Origin of the sequence: Streptomyces ficellus (assembly GCF_009739905.1) — a bacterium.
GTDB classification, from domain to species: domain Bacteria; phylum Actinomycetota; class Actinomycetes; order Streptomycetales; family Streptomycetaceae; genus Streptomyces; species Streptomyces ficellus_A.
Genome location: NZ_CP034279.1, coordinates 5,862,382 through 5,879,564, shown reverse-complemented (window position 1 = coordinate 5,879,564; position 17,183 = coordinate 5,862,382). Strand labels below are relative to the sequence as shown.

The following is a 17,183-nucleotide window of genomic DNA, read 5'->3' as shown; positions in this document are numbered from 1 at the left end:
GTACGGACGTATCTGTGAGGTGGCCCACATGTTGCCCGTGCGTTAAGAAGCTGTCTCCCTTCCGCAATCAACGGACGTTGTGGTCGTTGTGGTCGGGACCTAGCCTGTCGCCGGTGACGAAGGTGCTGGTGGTGGACGACGACTTCATGGTCGCCAAGCTGCACAGCCGCTATGTGTCCGCGATGGACGGCTTCACGGTCGTCGGGGTGGCGCACAGCGGCGCCGAGGCGCTGCGGGCGGCCGAGGCGCTGCGCCCGGACGTCGTCCTGCTGGACATCTACCTGCCCGACATGGACGGGATCGGGGTGCTGCGTGCCCTGCGGACGGCGGGGCACGGGGTGGACGCGCTGTTCATCACGGCGGCCCGGGACGCGGGCACGATCCGCTCGGCGCTGCGCGCCGGGGCCCTGCACTACCTGATCAAACCGTTCAGCCAGGCGGCGCTGCGCGAGCAGTTGCTGCACGTGGCCGGGGTGCGCACCCGCCTGGACGCGCTGGAGGAGGCGCGCCAGGAGGACGTCGACCACATCTTCGGCACCCGCCCGCCGGGTTCGCGCGAGCTGCCCAAGGGCCTCGCCGCGCACACCGCCGAACTGGTGGAGCGCATCCTGCGCGACCACCCCGCGGGCCTGTCGGCGGCGGAGTGCGCGGAGGCGGGCTCCCTGTCCCGCGTGAGCGCCCGCCGCTACCTGGAGTACTTCGCCGGCACGGGCCGCGCCGAAGTCACCCTCCGCTACGGCGGCACGGGCAGACCGGAGCGCCGCTACCGGCGGGTGGGGTGAGGGGGGCGGGGGTGAGCGGGGGGGCGGGGCGCGGGTCCCGCACTCTATGAGGCCGGTTCGCGTGCCGGTGCGGGCCGGACGACCGCGCCCGGCTGGTGCAACCACACCTGTTGTGCGTGCGCGGTCACGGTGAGGCCGAAGTCGTGGACCCCGGGCGAGCCGAGGGCGATGTACTCGGCGTGTACGCGCTCCGCTTCCTGCCACAGGCAGCGCGCCCCGTACTCGTACGCGGCCTCACCCGTGCTCACCGTGGCGGCAGCACCGTGCTCGTCCTGGAGCCACACCTGCGCGCCGTCGGGCCGCGTCACGTGCACCATGCGTACTCCCGGCAGGCGGGCGCCCGCGTAGAGCGCGAAGCCGAGTGACAACAATTGGCGAGGGTCGATGGTCACGATTGTCGGTCGACATGTCGTCTCGGCGACTGGCGGAGGCGGGGCCGGCCGATGGGAGCGCATCGGCATGTACGAGGCGCTGCCCTGGAAGCGGCCCGTGGCCGACCCGCTGCCGTCAGCGGTGAGCTGGACGATCGCACCGCTCCAGAAGTCCCTGGCCAACGGCGCGACCAGAATGCCGCCCGGCACCAGCTGCCGCACCAGCGGGTGCGGCACCGTGCGCAGGGCGCAGGTGGCGAGGACGCGATCGAAGGGTGCCTCGTCGGACCAGCCCGCTTCACCGTCGCCACATGCCAGGTTCGGGTGATGGCCGGTCGCCCGCAGGACGGCGGCCGCGTGGTGCGCCAGCCCTGGGTCGATCTCGACGCTGTAGACCGCGGAGTCACCGAGCCGGCGGCAGAGCAGGGCCGCGACGTACCCCGACGCACTGCCGATCTCGAGCACGCGCCGGCCGGGCTCGACCAGCAGGAGTCGCAGCATCCGGGCGACCATCGAGGGTTGCGAGTTGCTCGATGTGGCGATGCCAGGGCCATCGGCCTCGCCGTCGTCGACCTGGATGACGACCGGCTCGTCGGAGTGGATGAGAGCCAGGCGCTCAGCCTCGGTGGTCAGCGGCTCGCACGCCGTAGGGCCTTGGCGCCATGCGCGGCACGGGATGAAGGGCGCGCGCGGGACGGCGTGCCAGACAGCGCGCCATGATTCGTCGAGCAGGCCGCGCCCGTAGAGGTACTCCACGAGGGCGGCGTGCCCGCCCGAGCGGGCGGTGGTCACATCAGCTCCTGTCATTGTCGGCGTATTTCCCCGGGCCGGAGCCGTCCGGGGACGGCGGGGTGGGCGGCGGTGTCCAGGGCTTGTCGGACGGCTCGCCGCCGTGCTTGCCCCCGTCGGCCATGGGATCGCTCATCTTCTCCTCCTGCATAAATGGTGGGGATGTGGCGGGGTGCTGGTGGCCGCCCGCTACGCCGTCCCCGCCGGTCGGTCGTGGGCAGCGGGCGGAGATCAGCGGTCGCGCAGGGCGTCGGACACCGTCAGCAGGCCGCGCTCGTCGGTCGCGCCCACCCGTAACGGCCAACGGGTCTCCGAGTATTCGTGGAAATGGTCGCCCACGTGGCCGGGTGCGAAGGTGCAACAGCGAGTGGGCACCGCCGGGTTCGCATCCCAGCACAGGGCCAGGGCGGGCGGACGCGTCATGGCGGCGGACGTTCGCGGTGGCGGGGCGGACTGGACGCTCACCGGGCGGACCCGGCCGGGACCACCAGCTCGTACAGCGGCCGTACGCCCCGGGTTTCGGCGCACGCGCGATGTGCGAGGACCGCCCGGTCCGGGCCCGATGTGCTGGGCAGGGTACGGACACATACGTCGGCGCCGGGCTTGGGGCAGTAGGCGCATACGGGCTGCGGAGGGCCGCTGATCTGCTGCTCTGGCATGCAGCCAGGGTGGGCCACGGGAAGGGGCGCAACGCTCACCGTTCTGTGAGCGCTGTGAATGCTGTGGGCGCCCTACAAGCCGATCCACGCGGCCATGTGGCTCAGCATGGCGGGAGTACGGCGAGTCGTGTGGAGGAGGCCCGTGATGGCGTCGCGTGTTCCAGGGTGGTACCTCGTCTGCTCGGGAGCTGCGCGCCGTGCGTCGGCCAGGTGTTGCAGCGCGCGATCCGCGCGGCCGGTCTCCATGTCGACCACTGCCCGGTCGACCAGGAAGCGTGCACGCCGGGACGTGAGCGTCGACGGCGGCAGTTTGATCCGCCGGGCCTGGACCGAGGCTGCGTCGAACTGCCGAAGGGTGATCGAAGCGCCCAGCTCGTGCAGGGCGACGTTCATGTGGCCGAAGGAGAGCCAGTGCACTTCCGGGGCCTCGCCACCGACACGCGTCGCCAGTTCGCGGGCTGCGGCGATGTGCCGGGCGACCGCGGGGGCGTCGCCAGAGCGGGCCGCCACCGCGGAAGCACCGAGATGCAGTTGCCCAGCGACGACCAGGGCTTCTCGTGAACGCTCGCCGTCGAGCAGTTCATGGCCGGTCTGGACGAGCCGGCGCCCCAGGTCGTACTCAGAGGTCTTGTGTCCGAGGGCACGTTTGTAGTGGCGGATCGCGGCGAGGCAGGGGTCCGACGCGCGCTCGGCGGCCCAGCCCATGCGGTCGAGGGCGACCGTGGCCAGGTCCCGGTACCCCACCTTCAACGCCACGTCATGGGCCGTACGACAGGTGGAGGCGAGGGCCTGCCATGTCGCCGTGGAGGGTCGCGTCCGGGCCAGTACGGTGAGTTCCGCGAGGAGCGGCGGCAGGTCTTTCGCGGCCTTGCGGAGGTGGGTGGCCCGTACGTCCTGACACACCTGGTCGGCCGCAGCAGACAGTTCCGTGAGGGGACGAACGCGGTGGACCGGCTCCGGTTCGAGGTCGAACAGGTCTAGGGCCTCGCGGATCGGCCGTACGAGGGCTGCCAGGCGAGCCTGCTGGACTCCGGTAACGCGGGAAGGGCCAGCGAGGATGGTCGCGTCAACCCCAAGCGCCGTGGCCACGGCAGCGACCAACGCATCCGTTGCCGGCTTCGCCCCGCACTCCACCTGGTTCAGCAGGCTGTACGAGTACGGAATGCGGGCCGCCAGCTCGCGCTGCGTCAGACGGGCCAGCTTCCGCTGCTCCTTGATACGGGCACCCGTGTGGTCGTCGTCCAGGTTTCGCATACCGGTCTCCCGTCCCCGACTCATCATCCGCAAGGTACCCGCGTGGCGGCCGTCCGGATCCCCAACCCGATGCGTCCCCCACCGTGATGGGCGCGGTCGCGTGTGATCGGATGGGGCCATGACGAGGACCCTGTACCTGTTCTGCTCGGCCGCGCCCCCCGTGTTCGACGTTGCCGGGGTCATCGAGGACACGCAGGCCCGTGGGTGGGACGTGTGCCTCGGACTGACCCCGACCGCGTCCTCGTGGCTGGCGGACAGTGTCGACGGATTGGCCGCGCTCACCGGTCATCCGGTCCGGTCCGAGTACCGGATGCCCGGGCAGCCCGACGTGTGGCCGAAGCCGGACGCCATCCTGTTCGCACCGGCGACGTTCAACTCGGTCAACGAATGGGCGCTCGGACTGACGTCGAAATGGGTGGTGGGCGTAGTGGCCGAAGGGATCGGCAAAGGCACCCCCATCGTGACGATGCCGTGCGTGAACGCGGCGTACGCGCAGCACTCCGCGCTGGAACGGTCAGTGGAGACCCTCCGCGCTCTCGGCGTGACCGTCCTCTACGGCGAGGGCGGGTTCGTACCGAACCAGCCGGGCCAGGGACGACCGGCGGAGTACCCGTGGGGCCTGGCCCTGGATGAGGTGGCGCGGGTTGCTCGTCCCCCGGCGGGCTGATCTTTCGCATCCGGGAACTTGACGCAAAGGTTATCCCGTAAGGAATCTTGGTGGTGAAGTGGGCTGCCTGGCCGTACCGGATGCACGTTACGCGCTGCCCTCTCGACCTCCGCCCACTCCCACCAAAAGCCGCTTCACCGACCTCACGCCAAATTTCCGCCCAGGCGATTTAGGGCTTAAATTTCTCAGTCCCGATCACGGGAATAACACCCTCGCCATCAAGGGTCTTCAAAGTCCCAAGAAGCTTCCCCTGCGCCCAGCTATTCCACGACTTGGCGATCAGATTATAGGAGGCTCGACGCCCTCCACTCGTCCCAAGCACTACACGGTCACGGAAAAATCGATTCCTGAGGACGAGGCGAGGATCTTTGGCATCCATGTTAGCGCCAGAAATTAGACCGTTAGCCCAATCGTCGATCTTCTCGGCGTACTCAGTTCGTGCTGCTTGAGCGAGCACCACCAGGTGGGTGGGCTGATTGATTCCAGAGGCTCGATATGACGCAGCAGCAATGGGCGCCATGGTCGTAAGCTCTGGCCAGGCCGCAACAGCCTTCAAGATGTCTGAGGTGGCGGCTTTCGTATCATAAAACCCATCAAAAAGAGTAACCGGATCCCACATTTTATACATCTGCCCGATAACCCGGGCCGCCGCAGCCACAATTACCCTGTGGGGGATTTTAAGAAGTTGTGCCGCTTGTCGACGATGGCCTGAGTCAAGCACATCGAAGGTCTCTGCCTCACAATTGGGAATCACAAGCATCTCGACTGAAACACCCGAAAGCTTGATACCCATCAACCTATGCTGGCCATCGAGCAGCATGCCGTTTTTATCAAAAGCGATGCCCTGATGCGTCGTCCTCCACGCCCCATCAGCCATCGCCTTCGCGTACCGTTCATAGACGGTATCCGAGAGAACACGGTTATGCGCCGGGTTGCAGTGAGTCAACCAGAGCTCTGCCATCTCTGGACTGATAGTCATATACTTGGGCCCGATAGGCAGAGCTGGGAGATCAATCATGCTTCGCTTGCATCCCTTCACGCAGATATGCCAGTAGCATGATTGCAGACTCGTGGGCCTATTTTACTCCCGCGCATTCAATTGGTAACTTTGGATCCATATGCGCGCAAAACACTTCCCCGTTTTGCACTACATGACTCCATCTGACTCCACCAGTTTCACTTTTGATCAATCAGCATGCTGTCATGGTGCCTGAACCTGTCAGCCGACGCCGGTCGCTCAGGCAGGATGGCGAGTGTCCAACCACATGGCAGCGCTGGCGGCCAGGGCGAACAAGTACGGACGCGTACGCTCCATCAGGCACGAAAGGGGCGCAGCAGTCCAGGGTCGGTAGCCCGCGATGGTTCGTGACAGGCGCCAGGCTCATGAAGCAAGTGTCAGCACCACCTAGGGCTGAGGCCAGCCCTCATCTGTCATGCACTGCGTGAACGCCTTGTCCCGCTGCATCGCGGAGTACGAGCCGGTCAGCTCGTCTAGCGAGGGATCTCCGCTCTTCGTCTCAGGCCACGCCTCACCCACGAGATCGGTGCAGTAGGCCCGTGATTCGAGCTGTGTCATCTGTCGCGTGCGACCGTTGCTGAGCTCATCGGCCGCTGGGGCGACATCCACGGGCGCGGCGCGTCCATCTTTGCCGTCCTTCCCAACCGGACCCGCCTGACCGCGGGGACCGGGAAGTCCCCGTGGCCCGGGCGGCCCTTGGGGCCCTGGGTCGGCGTCTCGGGTCTGCAAGTCCGCGATCTGCCGCTGCTGAGCGACGATCGCCGCAGTCTGGCCGGCGAACAGGGCAGCAGCCAAGGTGACGCCTCCGATCACGAGCCGTCGTCGTGGCTTGCTCGGCGCTGGTTCCTGAACCTTGTTGGCCATGGTCCCCCCACAGGCTTTGCGTGACGTGGAGTCTAAGGCGACCTGCTCCAGCCCAGGGGCCAAACGGTGGCTCCCCATGGGGGACATACGGGAAGCCACCCGCCACGGCATCAGGCGGACTCGGCAAACCACGGCAAACGGCGAACCACGGCAGCAGGGGCGGACGACCGCACCGGGAACGCCTACCTGAGCGTCCTCTTAGCGTCGCCTTAAGCGGAGCATAAGGATCACCGTCTGCCGCTCCCAGCAGCGGATTCCGGCCCTTCGAGGGGCTAACTTGCTGATCACCGGGGCTGGTCCGGACCGTCGGTGCCGAAGCCGGGGGGCTGCGCCGCCGCGTCCGGTTCCCGTTCCCGCAACCCCCCACACGCACACGCCACCCCCCACTCGCTTTCCCCTCGAAGGAGAACGTCACCATGACTCCTCGCCGTAAGCCGGCAACCGTCGCCGCCGCCGTCGCCCTGGGCATCGCGCCGCTCGCGCTCACGGGACTGACCGCGTCCCCGGCCATGGCGCACGGCACGATGACCGATCCGGTCAGCCGGGTGTCCGCCTGTTACGCAGAGGGGCCGGAGAGCCCGGACTCGGCGGCGTGCAAGGCGGCGGTCGCGGCGAGCGGGCCGCAGGCGTTCTACGACTGGAACGAGGTCAACATCGCCAACGCCGCCGGCAAGCACAAGCAGGTGATACCGGACGGCAAGCTGTGCAGCGCGGGCCGCGACAAGTACAAGGGGCTCGACCTGCCGCGTGGTGACTGGCCGTCGTCGAAGCTGGCGGCCGGCAAGCACACCTTCCGCTACAAGGCGACCGCCCCGCACAAGGGCTCCTTCGAGCTGTACCTCACCAAGGACGGGTACGACCCGTCCAAGCCGCTGAAGTGGTCGGACCTGGAGGCGAAGCCCTTCGCGAAGGTCACGAACCCGAGGCTGGAGAGCGGCGCCTACGTCTTCGACGGCACCGTCCCGGCCAAGTCCGGCCGCCACCTGGTCTACTCGGTGTGGCAGCGCTCCGACTCCCCCGAGGCGTTCTACACCTGCTCCGACGTGGTGTTCGGGAAGGAGAGCGCCCCGGCGCCGACCGCGTCGGCGCCCTCCGAGGCCCAGATCGAGGACGGCCAGGACAAGTCGACGGTCGGCCATGGCGGGCACGGCGGCGACGACCACCCCGCGGAGCCGTCGGCCCCCGCGAGCCCCGAGGGCGCCGCGAGCCCCGCGGCCGCCGAGCCGGCTCCGGCTCCGGCCGCTGAGCAGGCCGACACGCTCCAGGCGCAGGGCGCCGGCACGCCGTCGCCCGTCGCTGCGGCGGCCGACGAGAACCTCGCCGAGACCGGCGGCAGCACGAGCACCCCGTACCTGGCGGCCGGCGGCGCGGCCGTGCTCGCGGTGGGCGCCGCGGTGCTGTTCGCCACGACGCGCCGCAGGGCCACGCGCTGACACCCGGCGCCTCGACGCACGGGGCCCGTCCGCACCTCGCGGACGGGCCCCTTCGCGTGCGCGCTCAGCCGATGACCGAGGCGCAGGTGGTCGGTGTCGCCCGCGCCGGGTCGAGCGCGTTGGTGACCTCGTGGTAGGCGATCCGGTCGAGCAGCCCGATCGCCACGTGCTCGGAGAGGTCCAGGGGACACAGGTCCTGGACGAGGACGTTGCGCACGCCGGGGCCGTCGAGGAACTGGGAGCGGTAGGGGGTGACGACCTCGTCGTACTTGGTGGCGATGACGGTGTAACGGACGCCCGGGACGGTGTCGCCGCCCTCGTTGAGCTTCTGGAGGAAGGCGGAGCCGGCGATCTGGTCGGCGAGGCCCGGGGTCTTCTCGTTCAGCAGGTCGGCCGCGCCGGGGAAGTACGGCAGCAGCTTGGTGAGGCCGAGCAGCGTGGTGCCGTGGTTGTCGGGGGCGATGCCGACGAGGGCGTTCACCTTGTCGGCGCCGCCGAGGAACTTCAGGTAGTGGCGGGGCATCATGCCGCCCTGTGAGTGTCCGACGAGGTCCGCCTCGGCCGCACCGGTGGCGGCCAGGACCTTGTCGACGTACGTGTCGAGCTGCTCGGCGGACTTCGCGATGGGCCCGAGCCCGTGGAAGAACGGCACGCCGGGCAGCTGGCCGTAGTCGAAGGAGAAGACGCAGTAGCCGCGCCTGACGAGGTAGGGGGCGAGGGCGAGCCAGTTGTCGACGGAGTTGCCGAACGTTCCGTGGACGAGGACCACCGGCCGGGGGTGGGCGGTCGACGGTTTGCAGGAGTAGTCGTTCCAGCCGCTGCTGGGACGGCTGACGGCCTCGGCGGAGGCGGTGGACACCGGGCTGAGGGTCGCGGCGACGACCAGCAGCAGGACGGCGGCAGGTCTGAGGGCACGCCGGATACGCGGGGGCAGCATCGAGTGGTCTCCTTGCGGCTCAAGGAAATGGGGATGGGGCGTGGCGGTACGCCCCGTGGGCCCGGAACCACGGAATGCCGTGCTCATGCCAAATTACGCACGGGTAGCGGCGGCTGGGAAGTTACGTGCCGGTAAAAAACTGACGTGCCGCCGGCGGCGTCACGCCGCCAGCGACCCCGGCACCACCGCGCCCGGGCCGAACCTGGCGCGGGCGCGGTCCGCCGCTGCTTCCAGTCGCCTCGCCCTGTCGTCCGCCGGGTCGAGGGAGAGCTGGTGGGCGGCCTGCTCGGCGGGCATCAGGCCCTCGGCGCGCAGGCCGATGGCGCGTACCCGGGCGCGCTGGAGGCCGAGCGCGTCGAGCATCGCGTACGCGGCGTCGGCGAGGTCGGCCGTGTGGGCGGTCGGCTCGCGCAGGGTGCGGGTGCGGGTGGTGGCCGTGCGGTCGGCGTACCGCACCGTCAGGGTCAGCGAGCGGCACACCTGTTCCTCGCCCCGCATCCGGGCGCCCAGCTCACCGGCGAGCGACAGCAGGGCGCGGCGGTGCCGGTCCCGGTCCAGTTCGTCGCGGTCGAAGGCCCGTTCGGCGGCGACCGACCGGGAGGCGGTGCCCGGGACGACCGCCGTCCGGTCGATGCCCTGCGCCCGCTCCCACACCTCGCGTCCCGCCCGCGCGCCCAGGATCCGCTGGAGCACGGCGAGCGGCGCGGCGGCGGCGCGGCCGACGGAGTCGAGCCCGTACGAGCAGAGCGTCCGGGCAGTGGCCGGGCCGACCCCGTGGAGCGCGGCGACCGGCTTGTCGCGCAGGAAGGCCTCCGGGTCGTCGACCACCAGGGTGGTGCCGGGTGCCGCGTCCCGCGCCGCCATGCGGGCGAGCATCGGGTTGGGGCCGGCCCCGATGGCGCAGTCGACGCCGTACAGGGCGAGCGCCCTGACCCGGATCACGGCGGCCAGCTCGGCGGGGCCGCGCCCGAAGTACCGTACGGCGCCGCGCACGTCGGCGAACGCGGCGTCGGGCGGGGCCGCCTCGACGACGGGGGTGAACTGGCCGAGCATCCCCATCAGTTGCGGGAGCAGGACCTCCTGCGCCGGCTCCAGCCGGAATCGTACGTGGAGGATCATCCCGCGCTCCCCTGGCTCTGGTGCCACAGCTTCCTCGGGACCTTCTCCGCCCCCTCGCCCGCCGGGCGCAGGTCCGCCCAGGGGTTCATCTCGTAGCCGGTGGGCATGGTGATGCGGCGACCGGCGCCGGAGGAGGAGGCGGCGGCCGGGCCGCCCGGCAGGGGTTCGGCCAGCCGGGCCGCCACCGCGTCCAGGCCGCCCTCGCGGCGGAGCTCCACCAGTTCGGCGAGGTTCCAGGCGGCCGAGGCGACCACGCTGAAGCTGCGCGGTCCGCGCCGCTGCACCACCCCGCGCACCAGCAGCAGCCAGGAGTGGAAGACGGTGTGCGCGCACCGCTCGTGGCTGTCGTCGAAGAAGGCCAGGTCGACCAGGCCGGTGCCGTCGTCGAGGGTGGTGAAGATGACCCGTCTGCCGGACCGGATGGGCGGGGTCTGGGTGGCCGCCTTGGCGCCCGCGACCAGCACGGTCTGCCCGTGCGGCACCTCCCGCAGCCGCTGCGCGGAGACCACGCCCAGCTCGGCGAGGAAGGTGTGGTGATCGGTCATCAGGTGGCGCGAGGCGTCCATGGACAGTACGCCCAGCTCGGCGCTGAGCCGCTCCGCCTCGTTGAGGTCGGGCAGCCCGACGGGCGCGGACTTCCGGCCGCCCGCGAGCGGGAGCTGGTCGCCGTACGAGCCGGATCCGCGCTGGAGGCGGTGGAGTTCGGCGAGGTGCAGCAGCAGGTCGCGCCGGTTGCCGCCGAACGCGTCGAGCGCGCCGACCTGGGCGAGCCGCTCGGCGACGGGACGGCTGGGCCGGGCCCGCTCCCAGAAGTCCAGCAGTGAGGCGTACGGCCGGCCGGCCTCGATCCGCGCGGCCTCCGCCTCGCTGATGCCGTGGACGTCCGCAAGCGCCAGCCGCAGCCCCCACGTGCCCAGCGAACCGGACACCAGTTCGATCTGGTGTGTGGCCGCCGACCGGTTCACGTCCACCGGCAGGACCGGCACCCCCCGCCGCCGCGCGTCGGCCAGCAGCAGCCGCTTGGGGTACATCCCGGGGTCGTGGGTGAGCAGCCCGGCGTAGAAGGCGGCCGGGTGGTGCGCCTTCAGCCACGCCGACTGGTAGGTCGGTACGGCGAACGCCACCGCGTGCGCCTTGCAGAAGCCGTAGCTGCCGAAGGCCTCGACGATCTCCCAGGTCCGGGCGACCACGTCGTCCGCGTACCCCTTCGCCCGGGCGTGCCGCGCGAACCAGACCTTGATCCGTGCCTGGGACTCGGGGTCGGACAGCCCGCGCCGCACCGCGTCGGCCTCCTCGCGCCCGCAGCCGGTCATGACGTCGAGGATCTTGATGATCTGCTCGTGGAAGACGACCACCCCGTACGTCTCCCTCAGCGCCTCCTCCAGGTCGGAGTGCGGGTAGCGGGCGGGTGCCCGGCCGTGCCGGGCCTCGATGAACGGCCGCACCATGTCAGCCGCGACCGGCCCCGGGCGGAAGAGGGAGATGTCGACGACCAGGTCGTGGAAGGTGGACGGCTGGAGCCGCCCGACGAGGTCGCGCTGGCCCGGTGACTCGATCTGGAAGCAGCCCAGCGTCTCGGCGGACTTGATCAGCCGGTACGTGTCGGGGTCGCCGGGCCGTACCTGCTCCGGGTCGTCCAGGTCGACGACCTCGCCGCTCGCCCGCTCGATCTCGGCGACCGCGTGCGCCATCGCCGACTGCATCCGTACGCCCAGGACGTCCAGCTTGAGCAGGCCCAGCTCCTCGACGTCGTCCTTGTCGAACTGGGACATGGGGAAGTTCTCGCCGCTGGTGGGCACCACCGGCGTGCGGTGCGGCAGCGAGGAGTCCGAGAGCAGCACTCCGCACGGGTGCATGGCGACGCCGCGCGGCAGCGCGTCCAGCGCCTCCACCAGCTCCCAGAGCCTGCCGTACTTCTCCCGCTCCCCCGCGAGCTGCCGCAGCTCGGGCAGCTCGTCGAGCGCGGCGCGGGCGTCCCGGGCGCGGACGTGCGGGAAGGCCTTGGCGATCCGGTCGATCTCGGCCGGGTCCATGGACAGGGCGGCGCCCACGTCCCGTACGGCGTGGCGCACCCGGTAGGTCTCGGGCATGGCGACGGCGGCGACCCGCTCCGGTCCGAAGCGGCCGAGGATGGCTCGGTAGACCTCCAGGCGGCGGGCGGACTCCACGTCGATGTCGATGTCGGGCAGCACGGGCCGCCGCACCGACAGGAAGCGCTCCATCAGCAGCCCCTGCTCGACCGGGTCGGCGTGGGCGATGCCGAGGAGGTGGTTGATCAGGGACCCGGCACCGGAACCCCGGGCCGCGACGCGGATGCCCATCGCGCGGGTGTCGTCGACGACCTGGGCGACGGTGAGGAAGTACGAGGCGAAGCCGAGCCGTTCGACGGTGCGCAGCTCGTCCTCCAGGCGGTGCCAGTACGCCCGCTTCCGGTCGTGGCCGCGCAGCACCATCCCGGCGGCGCAGCGGGAGCGCAGCACCCGCTCGGCGGTGCGCCGGCCGGCCCCGACCAGGTGGGCCTCGGGGAAGTGGACGCTGCCGATGCCCAGGTCGCCCTCGGGGTCGACCAGGCACGCGGCGGCGGCCTCCTCGGTCATGGCGAGGAGCCGGTGCGCGGTGTCGCGGCGGAACCCGGCGGCCTCGGCGACCCGCTCGGCGGTGGCGGCCATCGCGGCGGGGTCCTTCAGCCAGCGCTCACCGCTGTCGAGGCCCTTGCGGGGGTCGATGGGCACCAGGCGGCGGGCCGCGTCGAGGACGTCGGCGACCGGGCCCTGGCCGGGGTCGGCGTACCGCACGGCGTTGGTCAGCACGGCGCGCACGCCCTGCTCGGCGGCGAAGCCGAGGGTGCGGGCGGCGTGCCGGAGCGAACCGGGGCCGGTGCCGGTGCGCCCGTGGTGGACGACCTCCAGGCGCAGGGCGTCGCCGTGGGCGTCGCGCCAGGGGGCGAGGAGCCGGGCGGCGCGGTCGGGGCGGCCGGCGGCGAGGGCGCGGCCGATCTCGGAGTCGGGCCCGAGGAGGACGGTCACGCCGTCGCCGTGGTTGTCCGGCCAGGGCAGCAGGGGCGGGCCCTCGGCGGTGTGCGCGGCGGTGATCAGCCGGCACAGGGTGGCCCAGCCCTCCCGGGAGCGGGCCAGGAACACCGCGCGGGGCGCGGACTCGTCGACGAAGGCGCCGCCGCGCACGGGGGTGCGGCGGCGCTCGGTGGCACCGGCGCCGGCGGCCCCGGCACGCGCACCGGACCAGTCGCCCCCGGTACGCGGCTTGGACCCGGCGCTCCCAGTACGACGCCCGGCGCTACCCGTACGCGGCCCGGCGCTTCCGGAGCCGGAGCGGCGGGCGCCCCCGCTGCCGCCGTCCGGGCCGGATCCGGCACCCGGATCCGTGGCGCCCGGACCCGCCTCCCCCGCCGGGCGGGCGATCGCGAGGTCGGCGCCGAAGAGCGGCCGGACGCCCTCCTTGGCGCAGGCCGCGGCGAAGCGGACCGCGCCGGCGACGGTGTCGCGGTCGGTCAGGGCGACGGCGTCCATGCCGCGCTCGGCGGCGCGCGCCGCCAGCCGCTCCGGGTGGGAAGCCCCGTACCGCAGGGAGAAGCCCGAAACGGTGTGCAGATGCGTGAAGTCTGGCACCCGCACCTCCTGGATCAATCCGGTCTCACCTCCCCCACATCCACCATAGACCAGTTTCGAACATTCGTACGACGGGGTGGACGGCCCACCGGGTCGCCTGGCATGCGTCCGCCATTCGGCCCGCCCCACCTGCGCCGATGGGGCACGCCCCGGAGCGTGGGGGCATGAAGCTCGCCGCCGAAGTCAGGAACGCCGTCACCCCCCGCGCCGCGCTGCTGGTCGTCGGCGTGCTCGCCCTCCAGCTGCTGTTCATCGCCTCCTACGTCGGCGCGCTGCACGATCCGAAACCGAAGGAGGTGCCCTTCGGCGTGGTGGCACCGGCCTCGGTGGCGTCCCAGGCCGCCGCCCGGCTGGCGGACCTGCCCGGCGACCCGCTCGACCCGCGGGTGCTGGCCGACCGGGAGGAGGCCCGGCGGCAGATCATGGACCGGAGGATCGACGGCGCGCTGGTCATCGACCCGGGGGGCACGACCGACACCCTGCTGGTCGCCTCCGGCGGCGGGACCGTCCTCGCCTCCGCGCTGCACGCGATCACCACCGAGCTCGAGGCGGCGCAGCGCCGCACGGTACGGACGGTGGACGTGGCCCCCGCATCACCCCAGGACTTCGACGGCCTGTCGGCGTTCTACCTGGTGGTGGGGTGGTGCGTGGGCGGCTACCTGCTCGCCTCGATCCTGGCGATCAGCGCGGGCTCCCGGCCCGCCAATCCGCAGCGCGCCGTCATCCGGCTCGTCGTCCTGGCCCTGTCCGCGCTCCTCGGGGGCCTCGGCGGCGCGATCATCGTCGGCCCGGTCCTCGGCGCCCTGCCCGGCAGCGTGGCCGCCCTGTGGGGGCTGGGCACCCTGGTGGTCTTCGCGGTCGGCGCGGTCACGCTCGCGCTCCAGGCGGTTTTCGGGATCGTGGGCATCGGCCTGGCGGTGCTGCTGATCGTCATCGCGGGCAACCCGAGCGCCGGAGGCGCCTTCCCCGGCCCGATGCTGCCGGACTTCTGGCGGGCGATCGGCCCGGCCCTGCCGCCGGGCGCGGGCACCTGGGCGGCCCGTTCGATCGCCTACTTCAAGGGCAACGCGCTCTCCGGCGCGATGCAGGTGCTGGCCATCTGGGCGGTCGTCGGCACCGTGGTCACCCTGGTGATGTCCGCGGTGCGCAAGCGCGCCGGGCGGGACGACGGCGCGGGCCACGGCGTGGACGACGACGCGGACGGCGCGGGCCACGGCGACGGGCCGGCCGGCGCGCGCCCCGCCTGACACTGCGAGCCGCCGCCCCGGCGTCAGGACCGGGGCGGCGGCCGTGACAGGGCCCCGGACCGCGGGAGTCGCGGCGGCCCGGGGCCCTGTCATGTCAGGTCATGCCATGTGGTGCATGTGGTGCGGGTGTCAGCCGATCTCCGCGCCCAGGGTGCTCAGCGCCTCCGTGACCGGCTGGAAGAAGGTCTCACCGCCGGCGGAGCAGTCACCGCTGCCGCCCGAGGTCAGGCCGACCGCCGAGTCGCCCGAGAAGAGGGAGCCGCCGCTGTCGCCGGGCTCGGCGCACACGTTGGTCTGGATGAGGCCCTCGACGACCTGGCCGCTGCCGTAGTTCACGGTGGCGTTCAGACCGGTGACCTCGCCCTCGTGGACCTGGGTGGTCGAGCCGCTGCGGGTCACCTTCATGCCGACCGTCGCGTCGGCCGCCTTGGTGATCGCCTGCGTGCTGCCGTTGTAGAGGTTCACCTCGCTCGGGTGCGCGGTGTCACCGTTGTACTTGACCAGGGCGAAGTCGTTGCCCGGGAACTGCGAGTCGACCATGGTGCCGATCGCGGCCCCGCCCTGGGAGTCGGACCACTCGCTGTTCGCCTCGCCGCAGTGGCCGGCCGTGATGAAGTGCGGCTGGCCGTCCTTGACCACGTTGAACCCGAGCGAGCAGCGACCGCCGCCGGAGTGGATGGCGTCCCCGCCCGCGACGAAGGGCTTGAACTCGCCCGCCGTGCGCTTCAGTTCCGCCTTGGCGCCGAGGCCCTTCACGACCTGGTTGAGCTTCTCCCAGTTCGCGCCCTTGACCGTACGGTCGGCCGTGACGACGACCTTGTTGCTCACCGGGTCGACCGCCCAGGACGTACCCGGAATGGTCGCCTTGGTCTTCAGGGTCTGCCGCGCGCCGGTCAGCTCGGCCAGCGTGTTCTGAACCAGTCTCGCCTTGCCGCCCGCCTCGCGCACGGAATCGGCCGCCGCCTGGTCCACCACGTTGACCACGAGGTTCTTGGCCTTCGCGTCGTAGTACGCGCCGGCCGCGTCGTCGCCGAGCGTCGTGGCGAGCGTCGTGGCGAGGCTCTGCGCCGCGGGCGCCGACAGGGTCTTCACCGTGGACCCGGACGGTTCCTCGCTGGCGTTCGCAGTCTGGAAGGTGAATCCCGCTCCGATCAGCGCGGCGACGGCGCCGCCGGCGATCGCTGCCCGCCTCGTGGGTATGCGTCGGTGCTTCAAAACGTCGACCTCTCCTGTGGGGGGCCGCGCCCGGGCAAGTGGGGTGCCTGGACACGGAGGATGGTGCGCCCACTGTCCCGATACCAACGGGTAGCACACAAGACCGACTTCAGGACGCACACGCGACCTTCACGTCACGCGCGCGTCACTCCCACTACTTCCCGCACCCCGCCGGTTGCCGTTCGCGAACGTCCACGACGTCCCGACAGGCGACAAAGACACCCCGTCCGGGCACCCTGATGGGTAATCATCGACGGACACGGTGAAGGAGGCGGGGGGCTTGCGACGTCGGGTGCGCGCGACGGACGGCCGGCATCTGATGGTGGAACGCCTGGGGGACCCGCAGGGCCGTCCGGTCTTCCTGCTGCACGGCACGCCGGGCAGCAGACTGGGGCCGGCCCCGCGGGGCATGGTGCTCTACCAGCGCGGCATGCAACTGATCGCGTACGACCGTCCCGGTTACGGCGGCTCCGACCGCCGGGCCGGGCGCAGCGTCGCCGACGTGGCCTCGGACGTGGCGGACATCGCGGACGCTCTCGGGCTGGACCGGTTCGCGGTGGTGGGCCGCTCCGGCGGCGCCCCGCACGCGCTGGCCTGTGCGGCGCTGCTGCCGCACCGGGTGACGCGTACCGCCGCGCTGGTGACGCTGGCGCCGCGGAACGCGGACGGGCTGGACTGGTTCGAGGGCATGGCCGCCTCGAACGTCACCGAGTACACGCACGCGACGCTCGACCCCGACGGCGTGGCCGCCCGCCTCACGCCCCGCGCCGACGCGATCCGCAAGGACCCGGTGCGGCTCCTGGACGACCTGCGCCGGGAGCTGACCGCGTCGGACCGCATGGTCGTCTCGGACGCGGGCGTACGGTCCATGCTGCTGCGCAACTACCAGGAGGCGCTGCGCACCTCGGCGTACGGCTGGATCGACGACGCGCTGGCCTTCTGCAGCCCGTGGGGGTTCGACCCGGCCGACATCCCGGGCGAGGTGCTGCTCTGGCACGGCGAGCAGGACGTGTTCTCACCGGTCGGCCACTCCCGCTGGCTCGCCCAGCGCATCCCGGGCGCGACGGCCGTCCTGGAACCGGCCGCCGCGCACTTCGACGCCCTGCACGCCCTCCCCCGGGTCCTGACCTGGCTGCTGGAGGAGGGCGGGTGAGCCGGTGGAGCACCCCCGGCACGTGAAAGGCGAGTGAGCCGAAGGGGCG

14 protein-coding genes are annotated in these 17,183 nt (G+C 71.6%); 5 read left to right on the top strand and 9 right to left on the bottom strand.

Translation table 11 applies throughout. From position 1 onward, the window contains the following. Positions 1–113: 113 nt before the first annotated feature. Entirely contained in the window at positions 114–782 is a 669-nt protein-coding gene (locus tag EIZ62_RS26295; RefSeq protein ID WP_156695152.1) for a response regulator, read from the top strand. Positions 783–826: 44 nt separating this feature from the next. On the opposite strand, the gene EIZ62_RS26290 is transcribed toward EIZ62_RS26295, so the two are convergent. The 4 genes from EIZ62_RS26290 to EIZ62_RS26280 form a co-directional block, all read right to left on the bottom strand. After that, complete coding sequence (locus EIZ62_RS26290; protein ID WP_244375975.1) at positions 827–1,945, bottom strand: methyltransferase domain-containing protein; 1,119 nt, start codon at positions 1,943–1,945, stop codon at positions 827–829. A gap of 1 nt (position 1,946) precedes the next feature. Then, the gene (locus EIZ62_RS32785; RefSeq protein ID WP_280117756.1) at positions 1,947–2,078 is read right to left on the bottom strand and encodes a hypothetical protein; all 132 of its coding nucleotides are present in this window, start codon (positions 2,076–2,078) and stop codon (positions 1,947–1,949) included. A gap of 325 nt (positions 2,079–2,403) precedes the next feature. Next, complete coding sequence (locus tag EIZ62_RS26285; protein WP_156695150.1) at positions 2,404–2,601, bottom strand: hypothetical protein; 198 nt, start codon at positions 2,599–2,601, stop codon at positions 2,404–2,406. 72 nt (positions 2,602–2,673) lie between these two features. After that, positions 2,674–3,855, bottom strand: a complete 1,182-nt coding sequence (locus tag EIZ62_RS26280; protein ID WP_156695149.1) for a helix-turn-helix domain-containing protein — start codon at positions 3,853–3,855, stop codon at positions 2,674–2,676. 118 nt (positions 3,856–3,973) lie between these two features. Here EIZ62_RS26280 and EIZ62_RS26275 point away from each other — a divergent pair, with 118 nt between their 5' ends. Next, positions 3,974–4,522 carry an HFCD family protein gene (locus EIZ62_RS26275; RefSeq protein WP_156695148.1) on the top strand — a complete coding sequence of 183 codons (549 nt, stop codon included), beginning with the start codon at positions 3,974–3,976 and terminating at the stop codon, positions 4,520–4,522. A 169-nt stretch (positions 4,523–4,691) separates the two neighbouring features. Here EIZ62_RS26275 and EIZ62_RS26270 read toward each other — a convergent pair whose 3' ends face one another. After that, on the bottom strand, positions 4,692–5,483 hold the full coding sequence (locus tag EIZ62_RS26270) for a hypothetical protein (RefSeq protein ID WP_244375973.1): 792 nt from the start codon (positions 5,481–5,483) through the stop codon (positions 4,692–4,694). Positions 5,484–6,820: 1,337 nt separating this feature from the next. Here EIZ62_RS26270 and EIZ62_RS26265 point away from each other — a divergent pair. Then, positions 6,821–7,837, top strand: coding sequence for a lytic polysaccharide monooxygenase auxiliary activity family 9 protein (locus tag EIZ62_RS26265; RefSeq protein ID WP_156695146.1), 1,017 nt, complete (start codon positions 6,821–6,823; stop codon positions 7,835–7,837). Between the two features lie 64 nt (positions 7,838–7,901). On the opposite strand, the gene EIZ62_RS26260 is transcribed toward EIZ62_RS26265, so the two are convergent. The 3 genes from EIZ62_RS26260 to EIZ62_RS26250 all read right to left on the bottom strand — a co-directional run bounded on the left by EIZ62_RS26260 (position 7,902) and on the right by EIZ62_RS26250 (position 13,519). After that, the gene (locus tag EIZ62_RS26260; RefSeq protein WP_156695145.1) at positions 7,902–8,774 is read right to left on the bottom strand and encodes an esterase/lipase family protein; all 873 of its coding nucleotides are present in this window, start codon (positions 8,772–8,774) and stop codon (positions 7,902–7,904) included. Between the two features lie 159 nt (positions 8,775–8,933). Next, the gene (locus EIZ62_RS26255; protein ID WP_156695144.1) at positions 8,934–9,893 is read right to left on the bottom strand and encodes a DNA polymerase Y family protein; all 960 of its coding nucleotides are present in this window, start codon (positions 9,891–9,893) and stop codon (positions 8,934–8,936) included. Then, positions 9,890–13,519, bottom strand: coding sequence for a DNA polymerase III subunit alpha (locus tag EIZ62_RS26250; RefSeq protein ID WP_156695143.1), 3,630 nt, complete (start codon positions 13,517–13,519; stop codon positions 9,890–9,892). Before EIZ62_RS26250 ends, EIZ62_RS26255 begins: the two co-directional genes overlap by 4 nt. Before the next feature lie 164 nt (positions 13,520–13,683). On the opposite strand from EIZ62_RS26250, the gene EIZ62_RS26245 reads away from it, so the two are divergent. Then, positions 13,684–14,766 (top strand): YhgE/Pip domain-containing protein, encoded by a 1,083-nt coding sequence (locus EIZ62_RS26245; protein ID WP_156695142.1) that lies wholly within the window; start codon positions 13,684–13,686, stop codon positions 14,764–14,766. A gap of 129 nt (positions 14,767–14,895) precedes the next feature. Here the strand turns inward: EIZ62_RS26245 and EIZ62_RS26240 are convergent, their stop codons facing one another. Further along, a complete protein-coding gene (locus EIZ62_RS26240; RefSeq protein WP_156695141.1) occupies positions 14,896–15,981 on the bottom strand; it encodes a S1 family peptidase in 1,086 nt (361 codons plus the stop codon). A gap of 280 nt (positions 15,982–16,261) precedes the next feature. Here EIZ62_RS26240 and EIZ62_RS26235 point away from each other — a divergent pair, with 280 nt between their 5' ends. Beyond that, on the top strand, positions 16,262–17,134 hold the full coding sequence (locus EIZ62_RS26235) for an alpha/beta fold hydrolase (protein WP_208828051.1): 873 nt from the start codon (positions 16,262–16,264) through the stop codon (positions 17,132–17,134). The last annotated feature ends 49 nt before the right edge of the window (positions 17,135–17,183 follow it).

Bases quoted from the DNA above. Each gene is read 5' to 3' on its own strand.
- EIZ62_RS26255 (WP_156695144.1), bottom strand. From the start codon at position 9,893: ATGATCCTCCACGTACGATTCCGGCTGGAGCCGGCGCAGGAGGTCCTG.
- EIZ62_RS26260 (WP_156695145.1), bottom strand. From the start codon at position 8,774: ATGCTGCCCCCGCGTATCCGGCGTGCCCTCAGACCTGCCGCCGTCCTG.
- EIZ62_RS26275 (WP_156695148.1), top strand. From the start codon at position 3,974: ATGACGAGGACCCTGTACCTGTTCTGCTCGGCCGCGCCCCCCGTGTTC.
- EIZ62_RS26285 (WP_156695150.1), bottom strand. From the start codon at position 2,601: ATGCCAGAGCAGCAGATCAGCGGCCCTCCGCAGCCCGTATGCGCCTAC.
- EIZ62_RS26280 (WP_156695149.1), bottom strand. From the start codon at position 3,855: ATGCGAAACCTGGACGACGACCACACGGGTGCCCGTATCAAGGAGCAG.
- EIZ62_RS26245 (WP_156695142.1), top strand. From the start codon at position 13,684: ATGAAGCTCGCCGCCGAAGTCAGGAACGCCGTCACCCCCCGCGCCGCG.
- EIZ62_RS26265 (WP_156695146.1), top strand. From the start codon at position 6,821: ATGACTCCTCGCCGTAAGCCGGCAACCGTCGCCGCCGCCGTCGCCCTG.
- EIZ62_RS32785 (WP_280117756.1), bottom strand. From the start codon at position 2,078: ATGAGCGATCCCATGGCCGACGGGGGCAAGCACGGCGGCGAGCCGTCC.
- EIZ62_RS26270 (WP_244375973.1), bottom strand. From the start codon at position 5,483: ATGGCAGAGCTCTGGTTGACTCACTGCAACCCGGCGCATAACCGTGTT.